This window comes from Mesorhizobium escarrei, assembly GCF_935825525.1.
Lineage (GTDB): Bacteria > Pseudomonadota > Alphaproteobacteria > Rhizobiales > Rhizobiaceae > Mesorhizobium > Mesorhizobium escarrei.
On the sequence record NZ_CAKXZT010000115.1, the window covers coordinates 60,655 to 78,285 of the forward strand.

At 63.4% G+C, this 17,631-nt stretch carries 13 protein-coding genes and 1 pseudogene; 8 read left to right on the forward strand and 6 right to left on the reverse strand.

Annotation, left to right across the window (positions count from 1 at the left end):
- Nucleotides 1-27 precede the first annotated feature (27 nt).
- Entirely contained in the window at nt 28-801 is a 774-nt protein-coding gene (locus NMG80_RS08875) for an IclR family transcriptional regulator (protein ID WP_254017804.1), read from the reverse strand.
- Between the two features lie 204 nt (nt 802-1,005).
- Here NMG80_RS08875 and NMG80_RS08880 point away from each other — a divergent pair, with 204 nt between their 5' ends.
- The 5 genes from NMG80_RS08880 (at nt 1,006) to NMG80_RS08900 (ending at nt 6,244) form a co-directional block, all read left to right on the forward strand.
- Nucleotides 1,006-1,983 (forward strand): Bug family tripartite tricarboxylate transporter substrate binding protein, encoded by a 978-nt coding sequence (locus NMG80_RS08880; RefSeq protein WP_254017772.1) that lies wholly within the window; start codon nt 1,006-1,008, stop codon nt 1,981-1,983.
- Between the two features lie 131 nt (nt 1,984-2,114).
- Entirely contained in the window at nt 2,115-2,651 is a 537-nt protein-coding gene (locus NMG80_RS08885) for a tripartite tricarboxylate transporter TctB family protein (protein WP_254017773.1), read from the forward strand.
- Nucleotides 2,652-2,655: 4 nt separating this feature from the next.
- Nucleotides 2,656-4,179, forward strand: a complete 1,524-nt coding sequence (locus NMG80_RS08890; protein WP_254017774.1) for a tripartite tricarboxylate transporter permease — start codon at nt 2,656-2,658, stop codon at nt 4,177-4,179.
- Between the two features lie 15 nt (nt 4,180-4,194).
- Nucleotides 4,195-5,379 carry a CaiB/BaiF CoA transferase family protein gene (locus tag NMG80_RS08895; protein ID WP_254017775.1) on the forward strand — a complete coding sequence of 395 codons (1,185 nt, stop codon included), beginning with the start codon at nt 4,195-4,197 and terminating at the stop codon, nt 5,377-5,379.
- Nucleotides 5,380-5,392: 13 nt separating this feature from the next.
- Nucleotides 5,393-6,244: a citryl-CoA lyase gene (locus NMG80_RS08900; protein WP_254017776.1), complete on the forward strand. Its 852-nt coding sequence runs from the start codon at nt 5,393-5,395 to the stop codon at nt 6,242-6,244.
- On the opposite strand, the gene NMG80_RS08905 is transcribed toward NMG80_RS08900, so the two are convergent.
- The 5 genes from NMG80_RS08905 to NMG80_RS08925 all read right to left on the reverse strand — a co-directional run bounded on the left by NMG80_RS08905 (nt 6,220) and on the right by NMG80_RS08925 (nt 11,987).
- Nucleotides 6,220-6,729, reverse strand: coding sequence for an NUDIX hydrolase (locus tag NMG80_RS08905; RefSeq protein ID WP_254017777.1), 510 nt, complete (start codon nt 6,727-6,729; stop codon nt 6,220-6,222). The two genes, NMG80_RS08900 and NMG80_RS08905, sit on opposite strands and share 25 nt — an antisense overlap.
- Before the next feature lie 123 nt (nt 6,730-6,852).
- Nucleotides 6,853-7,149: a hypothetical protein gene (locus NMG80_RS08910; RefSeq protein ID WP_254017778.1), complete on the reverse strand. Its 297-nt coding sequence runs from the start codon at nt 7,147-7,149 to the stop codon at nt 6,853-6,855.
- 337 nt (nt 7,150-7,486) lie between these two features.
- A complete protein-coding gene (locus NMG80_RS08915) occupies nt 7,487-8,941 on the reverse strand; it encodes an HlyD family type I secretion periplasmic adaptor subunit (protein WP_254017779.1) in 1,455 nt (484 codons plus the stop codon).
- Nucleotides 8,938-10,698: a type I secretion system permease/ATPase gene (locus tag NMG80_RS08920; protein WP_436798570.1), complete on the reverse strand. Its 1,761-nt coding sequence runs from the start codon at nt 10,696-10,698 to the stop codon at nt 8,938-8,940. Before NMG80_RS08920 ends, NMG80_RS08915 begins: the two co-directional genes overlap by 4 nt.
- Nucleotides 10,699-10,775: 77 nt before the next feature.
- Nucleotides 10,776-11,987 carry a CAP domain-containing protein gene (locus NMG80_RS08925; protein ID WP_254017781.1) on the reverse strand — a complete coding sequence of 404 codons (1,212 nt, stop codon included), beginning with the start codon at nt 11,985-11,987 and terminating at the stop codon, nt 10,776-10,778.
- A gap of 224 nt (nt 11,988-12,211) precedes the next feature.
- Here NMG80_RS08925 and NMG80_RS08930 point away from each other — a divergent pair.
- The 3 genes and pseudogenes from NMG80_RS08930 to NMG80_RS37020 all read left to right on the forward strand — a co-directional run.
- A pseudogene (locus NMG80_RS08930) lies at nt 12,212-12,366 on the forward strand (IS5/IS1182 family transposase); the annotation flags it as partial.
- Between the two features lie 667 nt (nt 12,367-13,033).
- Nucleotides 13,034-14,869 carry a hypothetical protein gene (locus tag NMG80_RS08935; RefSeq protein ID WP_254017782.1) on the forward strand — a complete coding sequence of 612 codons (1,836 nt, stop codon included), beginning with the start codon at nt 13,034-13,036 and terminating at the stop codon, nt 14,867-14,869.
- Nucleotides 14,866-17,109, forward strand: coding sequence for a hypothetical protein (locus tag NMG80_RS37020; protein ID WP_301943210.1), 2,244 nt, complete (start codon nt 14,866-14,868; stop codon nt 17,107-17,109). Before NMG80_RS08935 ends, NMG80_RS37020 begins: the two co-directional genes overlap by 4 nt.
- The last annotated feature ends 522 nt before the right edge of the window (nt 17,110-17,631 follow it).

Sequence of the window (17,631 nt, forward strand, 5' to 3'; positions counted from 1 at the left end):
GTTCTGATCGGGCCGAATCGAGGCTTTCTAGGCCTGCCGCTTCAGCACCGGGCCTTCCGCTTCGGCCTTTAGGGCCGCCTGTTCGAGCATCGAGGCGTCTTCGCCGAAAGCGCGGGTGGCGCGCGCGGCCGCCTCGATCAGCGGATTTTTCATGCGCTGCAGAAAGGCCGCGTCGACGCGTGTGCTCGGGCCTGACAGCGTCAACGCACCGAGCAAGGTGTGCCCCGGCCCGAAAACAGGTGCCGAAACGCCCGCCGTCTCGGGGTCGCGATCGCCGACCGACAAACAATGATAGGTTTTGCGGATCGTCTCGTATGGTTCGCCCTGCTGGCCGGAAAACGCCGCAAGCACGCGGCCGCCCGTACCAGCCAGCAGGGGCAGCACGTCGCCTTCCCGTATGGTGTAGCGGATGGGATGCTTGGACTCGACGCGATAGAGACAGGTGCGTACGTCGCCCGAACGGACATAGAAAGCGACGCTTTCCCAGCTTCGCTCAGCCAGATCGCGCATGATCGGCAGCAGGATGTCGATCGCCACGACCGAACGCTGGTATAGGGCGCCCAGCCGGAAGGTGGCAGGGCCGACACGGTAGCGGCCGTCGTCGAGTCGCTCCAGCAATTGCCCGCGCAGCAACGAGTTCGCCAGCCTCAGGATCGTGCTCTTGTAGAGGCCGGTCCGCGCCGCGATTTCGGCCAGGCTGAGCGAGCGGTCGGCGGCAGCGAAAGCATCGAGGATGGCGATCGCACGATCGAGCGCGGCAACGCCGTTGGTCGACGCAGTCTTGGATTGTGTTACGGTCATCTGCTTGACCACGTCATTCCATTCCCAGTTGGACAGAAGGGCCGATCGGAGCAATTGTGCCGCATCCAGACAGTTCTGTCCAGCAGAATGATATTCCGGTTGACAGAACGAGGCAAAGACTGCATGAATTTTTGTCGAGCGGGTCTGAATTCAGGCTACGTTGCTGGCAGGCACCGGAGGAGGTGTCGTGATTGGAGGAATCCCATGCTGAACAGACGCAGATTTTTAACGAGCACCGCCGCTGCCGGCGCCGCCGGTTTCGCGGCGTTGCATCTCTCGCACGCCTTCGCGCAGGATGCACCGCAGATCCAGATCTTCGTACCGGCAGCGCCCGGCGGCGGCTGGGACCAGACGGCGCGCACGATGGACCAGGTGCTGCGCAGTGAGAAGCTGATCTCCGGTTCGCAGATCACCAATGTCGGCGGCGCCGGCGGCACAGTCGGCCTGCCGCAATTCATCAGCCAGTGGAACGGCAAGGGCAATTCGCTGATGGTTGCCGGCATGGTCATGGTTGGCGCAATCATTGCCAACAAATCGGCCAATAATCTCACCGAGGTCACGCCGATCGCCCGCCTCACCGGCGAGTTCGAGGCGCTTGTGGTGCCGGCGGCCTCGCCGTTCAAGACCGCAGCGGATTTCGTCGCCGCCCTCAAGGCCGATCCGACCAAGGTGCCGGTGGCAGGCGGTTCAGCCGGCGGCTCGGACCACATATTGTTCGGCCTCATCGCCAAGACGGCCGGTGTCCCGGCAGCCAACCTCTCCTACGTGCCGTTCGCCGGCGGCGGCGAGGCACTGTCGGCGCTTCTCGGCAACCAGGTCGCGGCCGGCATCTCCGGCTATGGCGAGTTCTCCGAACAGGTCAAGGCAGGCGCGCTTCGGCTGCTCGCCATTTCCGCGGACAAGCGCCAGGAAGGCATCGACGCACCGACGCTGAAGGAAGCCGGCATCGATGTCGAACTGTTCAACTGGCGCGGCGTTTTCGCACCGCCGGGCGTTTCCGTCGCCGACAAGGCGGCGATGATCACGCTGGTCGAGACCATGGCTAAGAGCGATGCCTGGGCCACCGAATGCAAAAACCGCAACTGGACGCAGATCCTGCTCACCGGCGAAGACTATGCGAAATTTCTCGCCGAAGACACGGCTCGGATCGCAGCCATCCTCAAGGACCTCGGCCTTGCCTGATGTCCTCGGAGAGGGGGGCGGTCTGCACTGCCCCTTTCCGATGTTCGCCAGCCGCATGGACATGCGATCCGGCGCGAGTGAAACTGCGGTGAGGTCGGCCGTGGGAGACCGGCCATCCAGGGAGGACGATCATGAGCACCAGCGACCAGCAGGCGGCGCAGCCGCGCCTCGCCGTGCCCGAATTGCTGATCGGCATCGGGCTTCTCGCCTGCGCCGGCGCAGTGGCTTGGCAGACGCTGTCGATCCCGGTGTCGCCGCTCTACTCCAAGGTTGGCCCGACCGTCTTCCCCTACATCACCATGGTCGGCATGACGATCCTTTCGCTGCTGCTGATCGTCGCCGCGCTGCGGGGCGGCTGGCAGCCGGAGGAAGAAAAGGAAACGCCGACCGACTGGAAGGCGATGGGCATCGTCGCCGTCGGATTGGTCGCGAACCTTGTGCTGATCCAGCCGCTTGGTTTCACCGCAGCCTCTGTGGTCATGTTCGTTCTCATCTGCCACGGGTTCGGCAGCAGACATCCGCTGCGTGATGTGCTGCTCGGCCTGATCCTGGCGCTTGCCGCCTATTTCGGCTTCGCCAGGGCGCTCGGCGTCAACATCGGCGCCGGCTTCATCGAGAACCAGCTGAACACGGTAGTCGATTCCATTATCCGTATGTTGAGAGGCTGAAGCCATGGAAACGCTTGGCCATCTCGCGCACGGATTCTCGGTCGCTTTTACGCCGGTCAATCTCATGTGGTGCCTGCTCGGCACCACGTTGGGGACAGCGATCGGCGTGCTGCCCGGCCTCGGACCGGCGCTGACCATCGCGCTGCTTTTGCCGATCACCTATCAGGTGGCGCCGGAAGCGTCCTTCATCCTGTTTGCCGGCATCTATTACGGCGCCATGTATGGCGGTTCGACGACATCGATCCTGCTCAACACGCCGGGCGAAAGTGCGACCATCGTCACTGCGCTAGAAGGCAACAGGATGGCCCGTTCCGGTCGCGGCGGCGCGGCACTTGCCACCTCGGCGATCGGCTCGTTCGTCGCCGGCACACTCGGCACGCTGGGCGTCGCCTTTCTGGCCCCGGTCGTGGTCAAATTTGCGCTGTCTTTCGGCCCGGCCGAGTATTTCTCGCTGATGGTGCTGGCCTTCATCACGGTTTCGGCGGTGCTCGGCTCGTCGTCGGTGCGCGGCCTGACCAGCCTGTTCGTCGGCTTCGTCATCGGCATGATCGGCGTCGACCTGCAGACCGGGCAGCCGCGCTTCACCTTCGGCATGAGCCAATTGCTCGATGGCGTAGACGTGATCGTCGTCGCCGTCGGCCTCTTTGCGGTCGGCGAGACGTTCTACATGGCCTCGCGTCGCTATGCCGGCAAGGACGAGATCGTGCCGCTGAAGGGCTCGCTCTACATGACGGCGGCCGAGTGGGCGCGCTCGTGGAAGGCTTGGCTGCGCGGCGCCCTGCTCGGCTTCCCGATCGGCGCCCTGCCGGCCGGCGGCGCCGAAATCCCGACCTTCCTGTCCTACGCAATCGAGAAGAAGCTCTCCAAGCACAAGGAGGAGTTCGGCACGGTCGGCGCCATCGAAGGCGTTGCCGGACCGGAAGCCGCCAACAACGCGTCGGCGGCCGGCGTGCTGGTGCCGATGCTGACGCTTGGGCTGCCGACCTCGGCGACGGCCGCGATCATGCTGTCGGCCTTCCAGAGCTATGGCATCAATCCCGGGCCGATGCTGTTCATGACGCAGGCCAATCTGGTCTGGGGGCTGATCGCCAGCCTGTTCATCGCCAACATCATCCTCGTCATCCTCAACCTGCCGCTGATCGGGTTGTGGGTGCGCCTGCTGAAAATCCCGGCGCCGCAGCTCTATGCCGGCATCCTGGTGTTCGCCACGGTCGGCACCTACGGTATTTCTCAATCGCCGATCGACCTCGTCATCCTCTATCTGCTCGGCGGGGCCGGATTCCTGATGCGGCGCTTCGATTTCCCGACGGCGCCGGTGATCATCGGCATGATCCTCTGGCCGCTCGCCGAAACCCAGTTCCGCCGCGCGATGACCATCTCGAACGGCGACTGGTCGGTGTTCTACAAACATCCGCTGTCGCTGACGCTGCTGACGCTGGCGTTCATCGGGCTGATTGGACCGCATATCTACGCTTTCATCGAACGCCGGCGCACGCGCGGACCGGAACACGTGCCGGGCGATGCCTGACCTGTTTGTGACATCATGACCGATCTGCTGTCCGGCATCCGCGTCCTCGACCTGACCAATGTTCTGGCTGGCCCCTACTGTGCCTATCAGCTGGCGCTGCTCGGGGCCGATGTGATCAAGGTCGAGGCGCCGCAAGGCGGCGATCTGGCGCGCCAGCTCGGCGGCTCGCCGGAACTCAACAGCACCGGCATGGGCGCTTCGTTCCTGGCGCAGAACGCCGGCAAACGATCGGTGGTGCTCGATCTCAAGAAAGAGGCCGATCGCGAACGCTTCCTCGATCTGGTCGCCTCCGCCGACGCGCTGGTCGAGAATTTCCGCCCAGGCGTGATGGATCGGCTGGGGCTCGGCTATGCCAGGCTGAAAGAGGTCCGCCCCAGTCTTGTCTATTGCGCGATTTCGGGCTTCGGCCAGACCGGGCCGATGCGCGACAATCCGGCTTACGACCAGATCATCCAGGGTCTTTCGGGCATCATGAGCATCACCGGCACACCGGAGACCGCGCCGTTGCGTGTCGGGTATCCGGTCGCCGACACGCTGGGTGGGCTGGTCGGGGCGTTCGCCATCACCGCGGCACTTGTGAAGCAGAAGACGACAGGCGAGGGCGCTTTCCTCGACGTGTCGATGCTCGAATGCACGCTTTCCGCGCTGGGCTGGCCGGTTTCCAACTATCTGACGGCAGGCGTCGAGCCGCAGCCGATGGGCAACGAGAACATGACGGCGGCACCTTCCGGCACGTTTCGCACCGGCGACGGCCTGCTCAACATCGCCGCCAACAAGCAGGAGCAGTTCGTCACGCTCTGCCGGCTGGTCGGGCTGCCGGAGCTGGCGTCGGACCCGCGATTTGCCGAGCGCGAGACGCGCAAGCGCAACCGCATCGCCTTGAAGGCGCTGATCGAGGACGCACTGGCGAGCGGCTCGGCCGTAGCCTGGGAGGAGACCCTCAATCGCGCAGGCGTGCCAGCGGGCAGGGTGCTGACCATCCCGCAGGTGCTGGCCGAGCAGCAAGTGATCGCGCGCGAGATGACCGCCCGCTTCGATGGCATGCCGAACATCCACCGACCGCTGACCGTCGTGCGCGGCGGGTTCATGGTCGATGGCGCAGCACCGTTGCCGACCAGGCCGCCACCAACGCTGGGCGAGCATATGGACGAGGTGTTTGCCAGTCTGCCGCCGCGCGTCAAGACAAGAGCGCAGACATGAGCGACGCGAGAACATGAGGGACGGTGGGAAAAAAACCGGCCGCGAGCGCGGCGAGGAATGGTGGCAAACCGATATCATCGAAATGCGCCCTGGCGTGATCCGGCTGCGCGGCTATGAGGTCCAGGACCTGATCGGCCGCGTCAGCTTTCCGGCGATGATCTGGCTGATGCTGCGCGGCGAACTGCCTGGTGAGGAGCAGGCGGCGCTGCTCGGCATCGCGCTGGGGGCCGCCGTCGACCACGGGCCACAGGCGCCGTCGATCGCCATTGCCCGCATGGCGGCTACCTGCGGCGTCGGCATCAACAGTGCCATGGCCTCAGCCATCAACGTGCTTGGCGATGTGCATGGCGGCGCCGGTGAGCAGGCGCTTGCCTTCTATGGTGACATCGCTGCGGCAGTGGACGAAGGCGTGACGCTTGGCGATGCCGTCGTGGCGCGGCTCGATCGATTCTTCGCCGAGGAAAAGTCCTATGTGCCAGGGCTCGGGCACCGCTTCCATCCGGTCGATCCGCGGGCGCCGCGCCTCATCGAGCTGACCCGCGATTTTGCCGCGCGCGGCATCGTCAGTGGACGTTTCGCCGACATCGCCGAGGCTGTTGAGGCCGAGGTCGCGCGGCGCAAGGGCAAGAAGATCCCGCTCAACATCGACGGCGCCACCGCCGTCATCTATGGCGAACTCGGCTTTCCGCCGCCGCTGACACGCGGCCTTTTCGTGCTGTCGCGCTCGGTCGGCATATTGGCGCATGCGTGGGAACAGTCGCAACAGAGCGACCGCAACAAGGGACCACTGCCGCGCGAATGGTTGTGGGCCTATACGGGCAGGCCGGTGCGGCCTTTTCCTCAGGGAGAAGACGACGCCAAATGAGGCCTTGGTTCAAGTTCGCCGGCGCGCGCTGGCTGGGGAATTTTCAGGTTCTTCAGCAGTGTTGAAAGATCGGGCTCGTCGATGAGCACTGCTGCGTCTGCCGGCGTCAGCCATGATCGCTGCCGTCGCTTGGCTTCCTGCCAGTTGGCCAGCTCGTCCGTCACCGCCAGCAGGTAGACGGTGACGTCGACGCGGACGAAACGGTTCGTCAGCCGCTTCCAGTAGGAATAGGTGCCGGCCGGCTGCTTCAGCGTCTTGCCGAGGACGCCGGCTTCCTCCTGCGCTTCGATGGTGGCTGCCTTGCGCCCACTCTTGCCCTTCATCGGCCAGCCCTTGGGCACGATAAAGCGCCTTGTCGATATCGAGGTGACCAGCATCACCTCGACGCCGCCATGCTCGCCCAGCCGAAAGGGAATCGCCGCGACCTGACGGATCCGCTCGCCCTTCCTCGCTTTGCGTACGACCTTCTTCTTGGTGGCTGCCATTGACGACGATCCAATCAGGGCAGTGCCAAAGCACAAAAGCACGTTGCGAAATCAAAACCGCCTTGATGCTACTTGGAGGCGAGTGGCATTCAAGGATATAAGTCGGCTAAATAAATGAGCTCATCATCGGCAGGTCCTGATAAAGCGGCTGCCCGAGCGCTGCAACTGGCAAGTGGGCGCCATCTGCGGCACATCTGGCCGTTGCGGCACGACCACGCGATCCTGGGCACGGAACTGCTGTTGCTGCTGCTGATATTGCTGCCGCCGCAGCCTGTTCTCCAGCATCAGCAAGTCGCTTTGCCGGACCACCGCGTTACGATTGGCAGGAGTGACGTTCTGCGCGGAGAGAGCCGCGTCCGACAGCACCGCTGTTGCCAGGGTTGCCGACATCAAGATCGTCGATAGGCGAAGCGGCGACATCCATCCATTCCCTTACGAAACAGAACCTTGGGCCCGCACAAAACAGAACCTTGCGATTATATAGGGCGTTTGTCTGATGATGCCATGGCTAAAGCCTCGCCGGATCGGAATTGGCGGCTAGCCAGTCAGGCCGCAAAGCCCGTCGATCGATGTGTGCTGGCGAAGGGAACCAATACGAGGCCGACGACAAGAAGCTGGAGGGCATCCTGCAGTTCCATACCTTTCGGGCCTTGAGCAGATAATTTGAACCGCAACATCGCACAGTTGAAAAGCTCGGGGGCGGCGCTGCGTTCCCCGGAGCCGTTGGCCACGGCACGGCGATAGCCCAGCCGCGCGACTATTCGCGGAATGCGCGGCTGATCTGGTCGGTCAATGGCTTCATCAGAAACGAGATGACGGTGCGATCGGTCGTGCGCATGAACGCCTCCACCGGCATGCCCGGCTTGAGGCTTTCCGGATCCAACGAGCCAAGCTTGGCTTCGTCAAGCCTGATCCGCACGGTGTAGTAGGATAGTCCGTTCCGCTCGTCTTCGACGAGGTCGGGAGAAACCGTTGCTACATGTCCTTCGATTTCCGGCGTGACCTGCTGGCTGAACGCCGACAGCCGCAGATGGACAAGCTGGCCGGGCTGGACCTGATCTATGTCTTGAGGCGTGATGCGTGCGTCCACAGTCAGTTCGTCAGCGGTCGGGACAATCATCATAATTGGCTCGCCGGCAGTGACGACGCCGCCGACCGTATGAATCGCAAGCTGATGCACCCGCCCGTTCTGGGGTGAACGAATATCGGTTTGCCTAAGCAATTCCTCCGCGGCGATCTTTCGTTCTTCCAATTCTGCGGTGCGAGCCTCCGTTTCGCGTAATTCTTTCGCGACCTCGCTGCGCCAATCCTGCTCGATCTGGATGATGGCCATTTCCGTTTCGCTGATTCTGCCGTTCGCTTCGGCTATCGCAGCGACGAGCTGGCCGCGCCCTCCCTCGATCTGGGCCTCGCCCCGCTCCAGGTCCAGCAGTCGCGACCGCTGAACGAGCTTTTTCTCCCATAGGCCCCTGACGCCCCTGATCTCGTCGCGGACCAATGCAATCTCGTGCTCCTTGGCCGCCCTTTGTGCCTCGAGGCCCGCGATCTCCTCCTTGAGCTGGCTCATCCGTTGATTGCGTTGCTCGATTTGAGCACGGTAAGCTCCCCGGCGCAAAGCGAAAAGTTTCTGCTCCCCGCCGATCACACGCGCGACATGTCCAGCAGAGGAGCGGCTGGTGAGATCCTCGGAGAAGGATATCGCCTCGGAACCCTCACGCTCTGCTGTGAGGCGTGCCTCCCGCGCCGAGAGTTCGTCCAGGGTATTGGTTATGACGGCGAGATTGGCGCGTGTAAGCGTGTCGTCGAGACGAAGCAAAATATCGCCTGCTTTGACTTCATCGCCGTTGCGCACGTTGATCGCACCGACAACGCCGCCGCTTGGATGCTGAACCGCCTTGACGTTGGATTCCACTGCGATATGGCCGGTGGCGATTACGGCGCCTGACAATTCCGTCGTTGCGGCCCATGCACCAAGGCCGCCGACAAGCAGCGCCACGGTTGCGGCACCAAGAAGCATATACCGGCGAAGGGATAAGTCGTTCTGCGTCGGCTGCGATCGCAATTCGGTATGGAGGTTAGCCCGAACGAACAGCAGCCCGCCGATCTTGCCCTTGACGCCCGCCAGATGGCTCGCTCCGGCACGAAGATGCGGCATCATCTCCCTCACGCCGTCACGCACGCCAAACAACGATCGATCATGAAATAAATTCATCCTGATGCCTTTCCCTCCGAGGCAACTGCTTGAAGCGTTCCCACGGGGGAGCTCGGCGTCACGCCCCGGACGATCAGATCCCTCGCCCCAAATGCGTGCTGACGGCCGGAGTCGAGAACAAGTAAAAGGTCCACTGCCGCCAAGGCACTTGGACGATGCGCGATTACGACAACCACGCCGTGCCGCTGTTTGACTGCAAGTATCGCCTGAGTCAAAGCCTGCTCGCCTCCAGCGTCCAGATTTGAGTTCGGTTCGTCCAAAACGACGAGGAAAGGATCACCATAAAGCGCGCGGGCCAGTCCGATGCGCTGCCGCTGTCCTGCTGAAAGCGACGCGCCGCCTTCCCCGATCTCGGTCTGATAGCCGCGAGGCAAGCGCAGGATCATTTCGTGCATTCCCGCGGTCTTGGCCGCCGCGATAATGGTTGTCGGATCCGGAGAAGGATCAAAGCGGGCAATGTTTTGAGCAATGGTGCCCGCGAAAAGTTCGACATCTTGCGGCAGGTAGCCGATATGTCGCCCCAGTGCCTCAGCCGGCCACTGTTCCATGGCGGCACCGTCCAGGCGGATTTTGCCGCGCGCTGCCGGCCAGACGCCGACGAGCGCCCGCGCCAGCGACGATTTACCCGATGCACTCGGACCGATGACACCGAGCGCGGAACCGGCGCTCAGCGAAAACGCAATGTCCTGTACGACAAAACGGGGTTCGCCTGGCGGAACGACGCTAACTCCTTCAACCGAGAGCTGCATCCGCGGCGGCGGCAGCTGCAAGCGATCCTCTGTGGCAGGGAACTGCGTAAAAAGTTCGTTCAGCCGGCGCCAGCCTTGTCTGGCGGCAAGAAAGTTCTTCCAGTGCGCAATTGCGAGTTCGACTGGCGCCAGCGCTCGCGCAGTGAGAATAGAACTGGCGATGATGATGCCAGGCGTGGCTTCCCCGCCGATCACCAGATACGCTCCGATCGCGAGAACGACTGATTGCAGCAGCATCCTGAGACCGCGCGAAAGCGCGCCGAACGAACCTGTGACATCGCTGGCGCGCATCTGCGCCTGCCTGTATTTGCCGTTTGCCTCCGCCCAGCGCGAGGCCAGGGTGGATCTCATGCCCATCGCTTCGAGCACTTCGGCGTTACGGATGCTTGCCAGTGCGATATTGCTGCGCGCTCCGGCATACCCAGACATTTCGGTTGCTGGACGGCGGACCGTTTTCTCCGTGAGCACGGTCAATGCCAAAAGCAGGATCGCACCAATCAGCGCAGCCAGGCCGAGCCAAGGATGGAAGGCAAAGCAGAGTCCGAGATAAAGCGGCATCCACGGCAGGTCGAAAAGAGTGGCGGGACCACCGCTGGCCAGGAAGCCACCGATTTGATCGAGATCGCGCACCGGCTGCATGCCTTCGCCCGAACGGCCTCTGGCCAAGGGCAGTTGCGACATCACGCGGTAGGTCCGTTCACTCAGGCGCTCGTCGAGTCCGCTGCCGATACGCGCCAGCACCCGGCCGCGGATCGCGTCGAGTGCACTTTGAAAAACATAAAGAATCGAAATCAGCAGGACCAGAGCCACCAGCGTCGGCAAGCTACGGCTGGGCAGGACCCTGTCGTAGACCTGCAGCATGAACACCGAGCCGGACAACATCAGCACGTTGATAAGGCCGCTGAAACCCGCCACCGCAAAAAAGGCGCGCCGGAAATGCGCCAGGCAGGCAGCCAATTCGGACTTCGCCCTCGGTGGGCGGAGCCTCTCTAAACCGGATTGTGACATTGATGTCCCCTCGCACAACGCATGCGTCAGCAGGCGATGCGGGCCCATAACTGCAGGCCCGCATCGTCCGGCATCGACTAAGCGGCCTGATCGGCGATCGTGCTGTTGTTATGCGCAGACAGTTGCTCGATGAGCTTCGCAGCCAGCGCGTCGGCATCGCCCGCTTGCGTGTGTGCGTACTCTGCCCAATCAAATGCCGATCTCGGATCGCCTGCAGTTGCTAACGCGGTCGATGCACCGTCCCGGACCTGCTCGACAGCGTCGTCGAGTTGGCCCCGAGCGTTCCCGAGTTGTGGAAACACGATGTTATCGCCGTCAAGCGCCACCTGTGCACCACTCTCCTTAGCCGTGCCAGGCGTTCCTTCAGCCTCCTCATGTTCGGCCAAGGTCTGGCCGGACCGGAAGTTTGCGCCTTGCTTGCCGAAGAAGGTTGCAAGCCACTCGGAGCCAGAAACCGGCTGCCCAGAATCCGGCTGGGTTGTCGTGGCCGGTTCAGCTTGCGCCGTTGGCGTCGGGTCCTGCTGCGGCGCCGGATCGGAAACGGCCGCCGGTTCATCCTGAACGGCAGCGACGGCTCCCTGCTTGGGGTCGACGAGATCGAGTTTGACGTTCTTGCTCCCTACAGAGACGGTGCGCGTCGAAGCTTCGATGCCCGCCCCCGAGAAGGTTACTGTGTAGGTGCCCGGCTTGAGGGCGAGGTCGTAGCCGCCAGCGGCCATGGTCTTCGTCGTAAACGTCGTGCCCGTCGAACTCTTCGCTGTGATGGTGAGACCGGATAGACCTTCACCGGGATCGTAGAATCTGTCCCCGTCCTTGTCGTCGATCGCCACACCGGTCAGGAACAGGTCTGATCCGGTCTTGGCGAAATTCTCCGCCACGAAACCGCTGGAGCGCCCCCGGTAATCGCCAACCTCGAAGCCAAGACCTACCTCGCGGAAGTTCCCGTTGAGGATGTTGGCACGATGACCCGAGGAGTTCATCAGGTTGTTGTGCAGAAGCAGAATCTCGTCATTATAGCCTGTCGGTGACCTGGTCGTAGCCCATGCGATGTTCTCCCCTGTCGCCCAGGAGCCCGCGAGGGTGTAGCCAGCAGCCTTCATACGCTGGGTGGGCGTGGACCCTCCCGACCCCGTGTGAGAAAAGGTGTCGGTTGCAAGCATCCATCTGCTGTGCCCCTCAGCCGCCTCGCTGAGATCATTGTCAAAGGCCAGTGGCTGCACGCCGGCCTTAGCCCTCTCCGCGTTGATAAGTTCAAGTAGATATTGTTCATGTGCGCTATGCTGCGGCATCAGGTTGTCGCTCCACTGTTTCGTTTTTGGACATTTCCGCCATGCTGTAGATATCCCCCAGCCGTGCTTGATAAAAGCCGACTGTGGCTAAGCTACGGCAGGGACCTGTTAACCATGATTTTGTTAAAGAGAATTTGTGGGAACGTGATAACGCAAAGTTTCATACTGTAATGCAACCAGTATGACACTCAATTGTGCGCCTACTCGCGACGCGCGACTTGCGCCAGACCGTGAGGACCTGCGAGAGTGGCGGGCCGCGGCTATGCCGCCGGCATGGAGAGATCAAAGGCCGCAAGCGCCCCATGCCCTAGTCTACGCCGAAGGTCGGGCTCTCGTCCTTTGTCCGCATTCCGCCAGCAATCCAGATCGGGACGCCGCTCGGTGCCGAGCGGGTTATCGGAACTTAAAGCCTGTCGGCCCTTATGCACCGATCGGAGCATCATCGTCACAGGTGTGAATTCGGGTCTGTATTCTTTGCGTTTGTTTGGCGATGCCAAGGTCAAGGCGCCGATGGCAGCCGAATTGATGCGTTGGTGAGTCGACTTCTGATTCCGGGCGTCTGGACGAAGCATAGTCGTCATATGACGACTATGAAACGCCGGATATTCTCGTCAGTGTCTTTCACGCAACACTTCGATTCCTTCGGATGAAAGATCAAGTTTTTCGATTCCGTCCGGAAAAGGTTACGGTATTCTAATCAAGCTAAGGCTTCACAAGTGACCAGATGGAGTGTTGGTGTTACTGCTTTGAGTTCTATTGCGTATTAGGCATTCCTTATTGACTGGCAGGCGGGTGGCGGCTTCAGACTCACAGAGGGGTTGGAGCGTCCGCAGGTAGGGGGCGAGTGCATGGCTTTGTTCTCAAAGCATTCTGCGACGTATGTGCGGCGCGGGTTCGTTGGCAATGAACCAAATTCGGCGGAATGCCTGGCCGAAATGTTCTCGAACGAGGAATCTGGACCGACACAAAATAGAACGCGCCGCGAGAACCGGCGCATTCTGCCGAGCCGGCCCATTCCACCAAGTCGGCCCATTCTACCAGGTCACTTGGCGCTGCTGCTTGGTGCGACGGCACTGGCAGGGGTGCTTCCGCTTTCACCAGACGTTGTTCATGCCCAAGTCCTTATCAACCAGAATGGCGGCAACGGAGGCAACGGCAGCGGCTATGACGGCGACGGCGGCAATGGCGGCGCCGGTGGCAACGCGGTGCATGTCAACAACATCGCCCAGAGCGTGCCCGCGCCGGCTCTGCCCCAAGTCAGCGCCTACGACGTAACGGCCGACGGCGGCAATGGTGGCAATGGCGGATATGGGACTCTGTTTTTCGTGGGCAATGGCGGCGAGGGCGGCAACGGCAATAGCGCCGGAAGCGCTGCAGCCACCAACACCGCCGGGCTGTTCACGGAGGGCAATTTTCATCACGGCATGGTCGCCACGGCGACCGGCGGCCGAGGTGGTAATGGGGGTGGCAGTGGAGGGCTTGTCTTTGCGGACGACGGCGACGGCGGACATGGCGGTGCCGGCGGCAACGCCAGCGCAACCGCCACTGCTTCGAGCATAATCGAAACCACCGGAGCGAACTCGATCGGGATCTTGGTCGACGCCAGCGGTGGCAATGGCGGCACCGGGGGCAATGCGATTTCTGCCGGATACGCCAATGCAGGCGAGGGTGGAAATGGCGGTCATGCCGGGACAGCGAGCGGCAGTAATGCTGGTTCAGTCACGACCTTCGGGCAATTCTCGTATGGCATGCTCATTCGCTCTGCCGGCGGCAAAGGCGGCGACGAGAACAAAACCTCAACGCTTTTCGCGGGCTCTGGCAGCAACGGTGGGTCTGCAACGCTAGGTGGCAGTGCTTCGGGTGACAATTCCGGCTTCATCACGACCCACGGAGAATCCGCCAGCGGACTGGTCGTCCAGTCGATCGGCGGCGCCGGCGGCGATGGTGGTGGTGCTTTCGGGCTGTTTTATGCGGGAGGCGGATCCGGCACCGATGGAAACAATGGCGGAGAGGCCAGGGCGACCAACACCGGCAGGATCACGACCTACGGGGCTAACGCAATCGGCATGCTGGTCGAATCGATCGGCGGTGGCGGCGGAAATGGCGGTGGCGCCGGGAGCGTCTTCGTTTCCACTGGTGGCAAAGGTGATGGCGGCGGAAATGCAGGAGCCGTGATCGCCGGCATCGGCGGCGACATCAGCACTGGCGCCGACGGCAATGGCGGCGACGGCGCAATCGGGGTCTTGGCCCAATCGGTCGGCGGCGGCGGCGGTAATGGCGGGTACGCAGTTGCGATCGGGAGCTCTGTGGCGGCAGTCGCAATAGGCGGCAGCGGCGGAGCCGCCGGCAACGGTGGCAGCGTCACCGCCAACCAGGCTGGAAACGGCGTTGTCATCAACACGAACGGCCGGTCGGCGATCGGCATGCTTGTGCAGTCGGTTGGCGGCGGCGGCGGCAATGGCGGCGGCGCAATCGCCGCCGGCGGTATCGCTTCGGTTGCCATCGGCGGCTCGGGTTCACGAGGCGGCGACGGCGGTGAGGTGCGTTACGCCGTCGGCAACGCCAACGTCATCACCAGAGGTTCGGATTCCGCTGGTGTGATTGCACAGTCGGTGGGCGGCGGCGGCGGCAATGGCGGCTTCACGGTAAGCGTTTCTCTCGGCGTTGCCGTCGGTGTTGGCGGCAGCGGCGGTACTGGCGGCAATGCCAGCCTGGTCGACGTCACCAGCGGCGGTTCGATCGAGACCTTCGGCGGTCAGTCCGCTGGGTTTATCGCACAGTCGATCGGCGGCGGCGGCGGCAACGGCGGATCGCCGGCAGCCTTGGTGCGACGATCGGCGTCGGCGGCAGGGGGTCCGCCGGCGGCAATGCCGGTGAGGTGATTTTCCGCACAGCTGCTGGTGGTCTTCAGGAAATCGAGACGCACGGGACCGATTCGACCGGACTGATCGTGCAGTCGATTGGCGGCGGCGGCGGCAATGGCGGCTTCTCGGGAGCAGTCGGCGTCGCCGCGGCGGTGTCGGTTGGCGGCACCGGGTCGGCCGGCGGCAATTCAATGGCTGCAAGCGCTGATTTCAACGGCAAGGTCGATACCTGGCAGGACCGGTCGGCGGGCATCGTCGTGCAGTCGATCGGCGGCGGCGGTGGCAACGGTGGCGGTGCGTTCACGGGCAGTTTCGCGGTTTCGGTCGGCGTCGGCGGCGATGGCGACGTTGGCGGCACCACCAGCACGGCCAAATATACGTCCAATACGAGCACGATCACGACGCGTGGCAACGATTCCGCCGGCCTGATCGTGCAATCGGTTGGCGGCGGCGGCGGCAATGGCGGTTTCTCGGTCAATGTTTCGGCGGCGGTAGCCGTCGGCATCGGCGGCGGCGCCAGCGCCGGCAGCAATGGCGAACGTGTCGATGTTGACGTCAACACCGCTACGATCAGCACCGGCGGCGACCGGTCGATCGGCATTCTTGCCCAGTCGGTCGGCGGCGGCGGCGGCAGCGGCGGCTTCACGCTGGCGGGATCCGGGGCTGTTTCCGTCGGCATCGGCGGCGAAGGCGCCGGCGGCGGCGACGGCGGCGAAGTCCATGCCACTGTTCGCGCCGGCAGCATTTCGACCTCAGGCCAATATTCCCATGCCTATGTCGCGCAATCTGTCGGCGGCGGCGGCGGTGCCGGAGCCTCGACAATCTCGGCTGGGCTGGGTGTCAATGTCGGCGTCGGCGGCGATGGAAGCGTCGGTGGTGTCGGGCGCAACGTCACGGCGTCGAATGGCGCGGAATTGCGAACCGACGGTATTTTCTCGCACGGATTCCTGGTGCAGTCGGTCGGCGGCGGCGGCGGTTCCGGTGGTTTCTCGATCGCGGCTGGTTTGGGGCCCGCGGTGTCCGTTGCCGGCGGTGGCGATGGCGGCGGCAGCGGTGGCGAGGTTCGCGCAACCAACACCAACAGAATCACGACACTCCAATATGGTTCGATCGGCCTGTTTGCCCAATCGGTTGGCGGCGGCGGCGGCGATGGCGGCTTCAGCTATGCCGTCGGCACAACGGCCGCCGTTTTGGTCGGCGGCGGCGGCGGATTGGGCGGCGACGGCAGGCTGGTCGATGTCACCAACAATGCCAATATCAGGACATTGGGGGGCCTTTCGCATGGTATCCTCGCGCAGTCGGTTGACGGCGGCGGCGGCAATGGCGGCGCGTCGAACGCGGTATCGGCCGGTTTGGCGGCCATTTCCGTTTCGATCGGCGGCGGCGGTGGCGGCGGCGGCATCGGCGGCAATGTGGTGGTTCGCCATACTGGCGACATCATGGTCAATGGCGGCGGCGCCAAGAGTATCTTCGCGCAGTCGGTCGGCGGCAATGGCGGCAGTGGTGGCGATGCGTTCGCCCTGTCGGCAGCGGCAAACATCTATCCTTATCCGGCAGGCGCGCTGTCGGTTTCCGTCGGCGGGTCGGGCAGTGCCGGTGGTAACGCCGGAACGGTGGAGGTCACCGGCAACGGTCACATCGCATCGGTAGCGAATCCGGATGTGCCGGGCAGCAACAACCCTGACAATGGCGGCGGCATACTGGCGCAATCGGTTGGCGGTCGCGGAGGCGACGGCGGACGCAGCCGTACCTATTCGGGCAGTTTCAGCCCCACTGTGAGCATCAATCTTGGTGCATCGATTGGCGGCAAGGGCGGCGGCGGCGGCGGCAACACGGTGACGGTCAATTACGGCCTCGGCGATCCAACCAGTTCGATCGTGACGACGGGCAACAATTCCCACGGCATTCTCGCCCAGTCGGTCGGCGGCGGCGGCGGCAATGGCGGCGACTCCATGGCTGGCGCCGGGGGTCTCGGCGGCACTGTCACCGTCAATGCAACGGTAACAGTCGGTGGCTGGGGCGGCGCCGGCAACACCGGTGGCACCGTCAATGTCAACAATGCTGGCACGATCATAACGGGCGGCCATGCCAGCAATGCGATCCTCGCCCAGTCGATCGGTGGCGGCGGCGGTTCGGGCGGTTCGGCCAGCGGCACGACGGCGTCGGTCAGCACGGGTTCGAATGTCAACGTAAACGCCAATGTGGCGATCGGCGGCCAGGGGGTGATGGCAACAATGGCGGTGCGGTCACCGTCATAAACTCTGGTGCGCTCGATACGTTTGGCGATTTCTCCAATGGCATCCTCGCCCAGTCGATCGGCGGTGGCGGCGGCGCGGGGGGCTCGGCCGATGCCAAGGCTCTCAATATCGGCAGCAGCGAGGGCACCACGGTCAACGCGAACCTGGCAATCGGCGGCGGCGGCGGTGACACGACCGGAGATCGCGACCGTGATGGCGTCACCAACGGAGCGGAATGGGGCACCTATGCGCTCGGCGGCAGCAGCAGCGGCACGAAAGTGACTGTGAACAATTCAGGCGACATCCATACGCGCGGATATGGGTCTGCCGGCATCGTCGCGCAGTCGGTCGGCGGTGGCGGTGGCGTTGCGGGCGCCGCGGCGGCGGGCAGCGAAGGCAAGTATGGCGGCGGCGCGACCGTATCAGTCGGTGCGGGCATCGGACTGGCGGGCGGCAATGCCGGCAATGGCGGCGAGATCGAGGTGACCAACGCCGCTAGGATCCAAACCGACCGGGACCAATCGAATGGTTTACCGCAAGCTC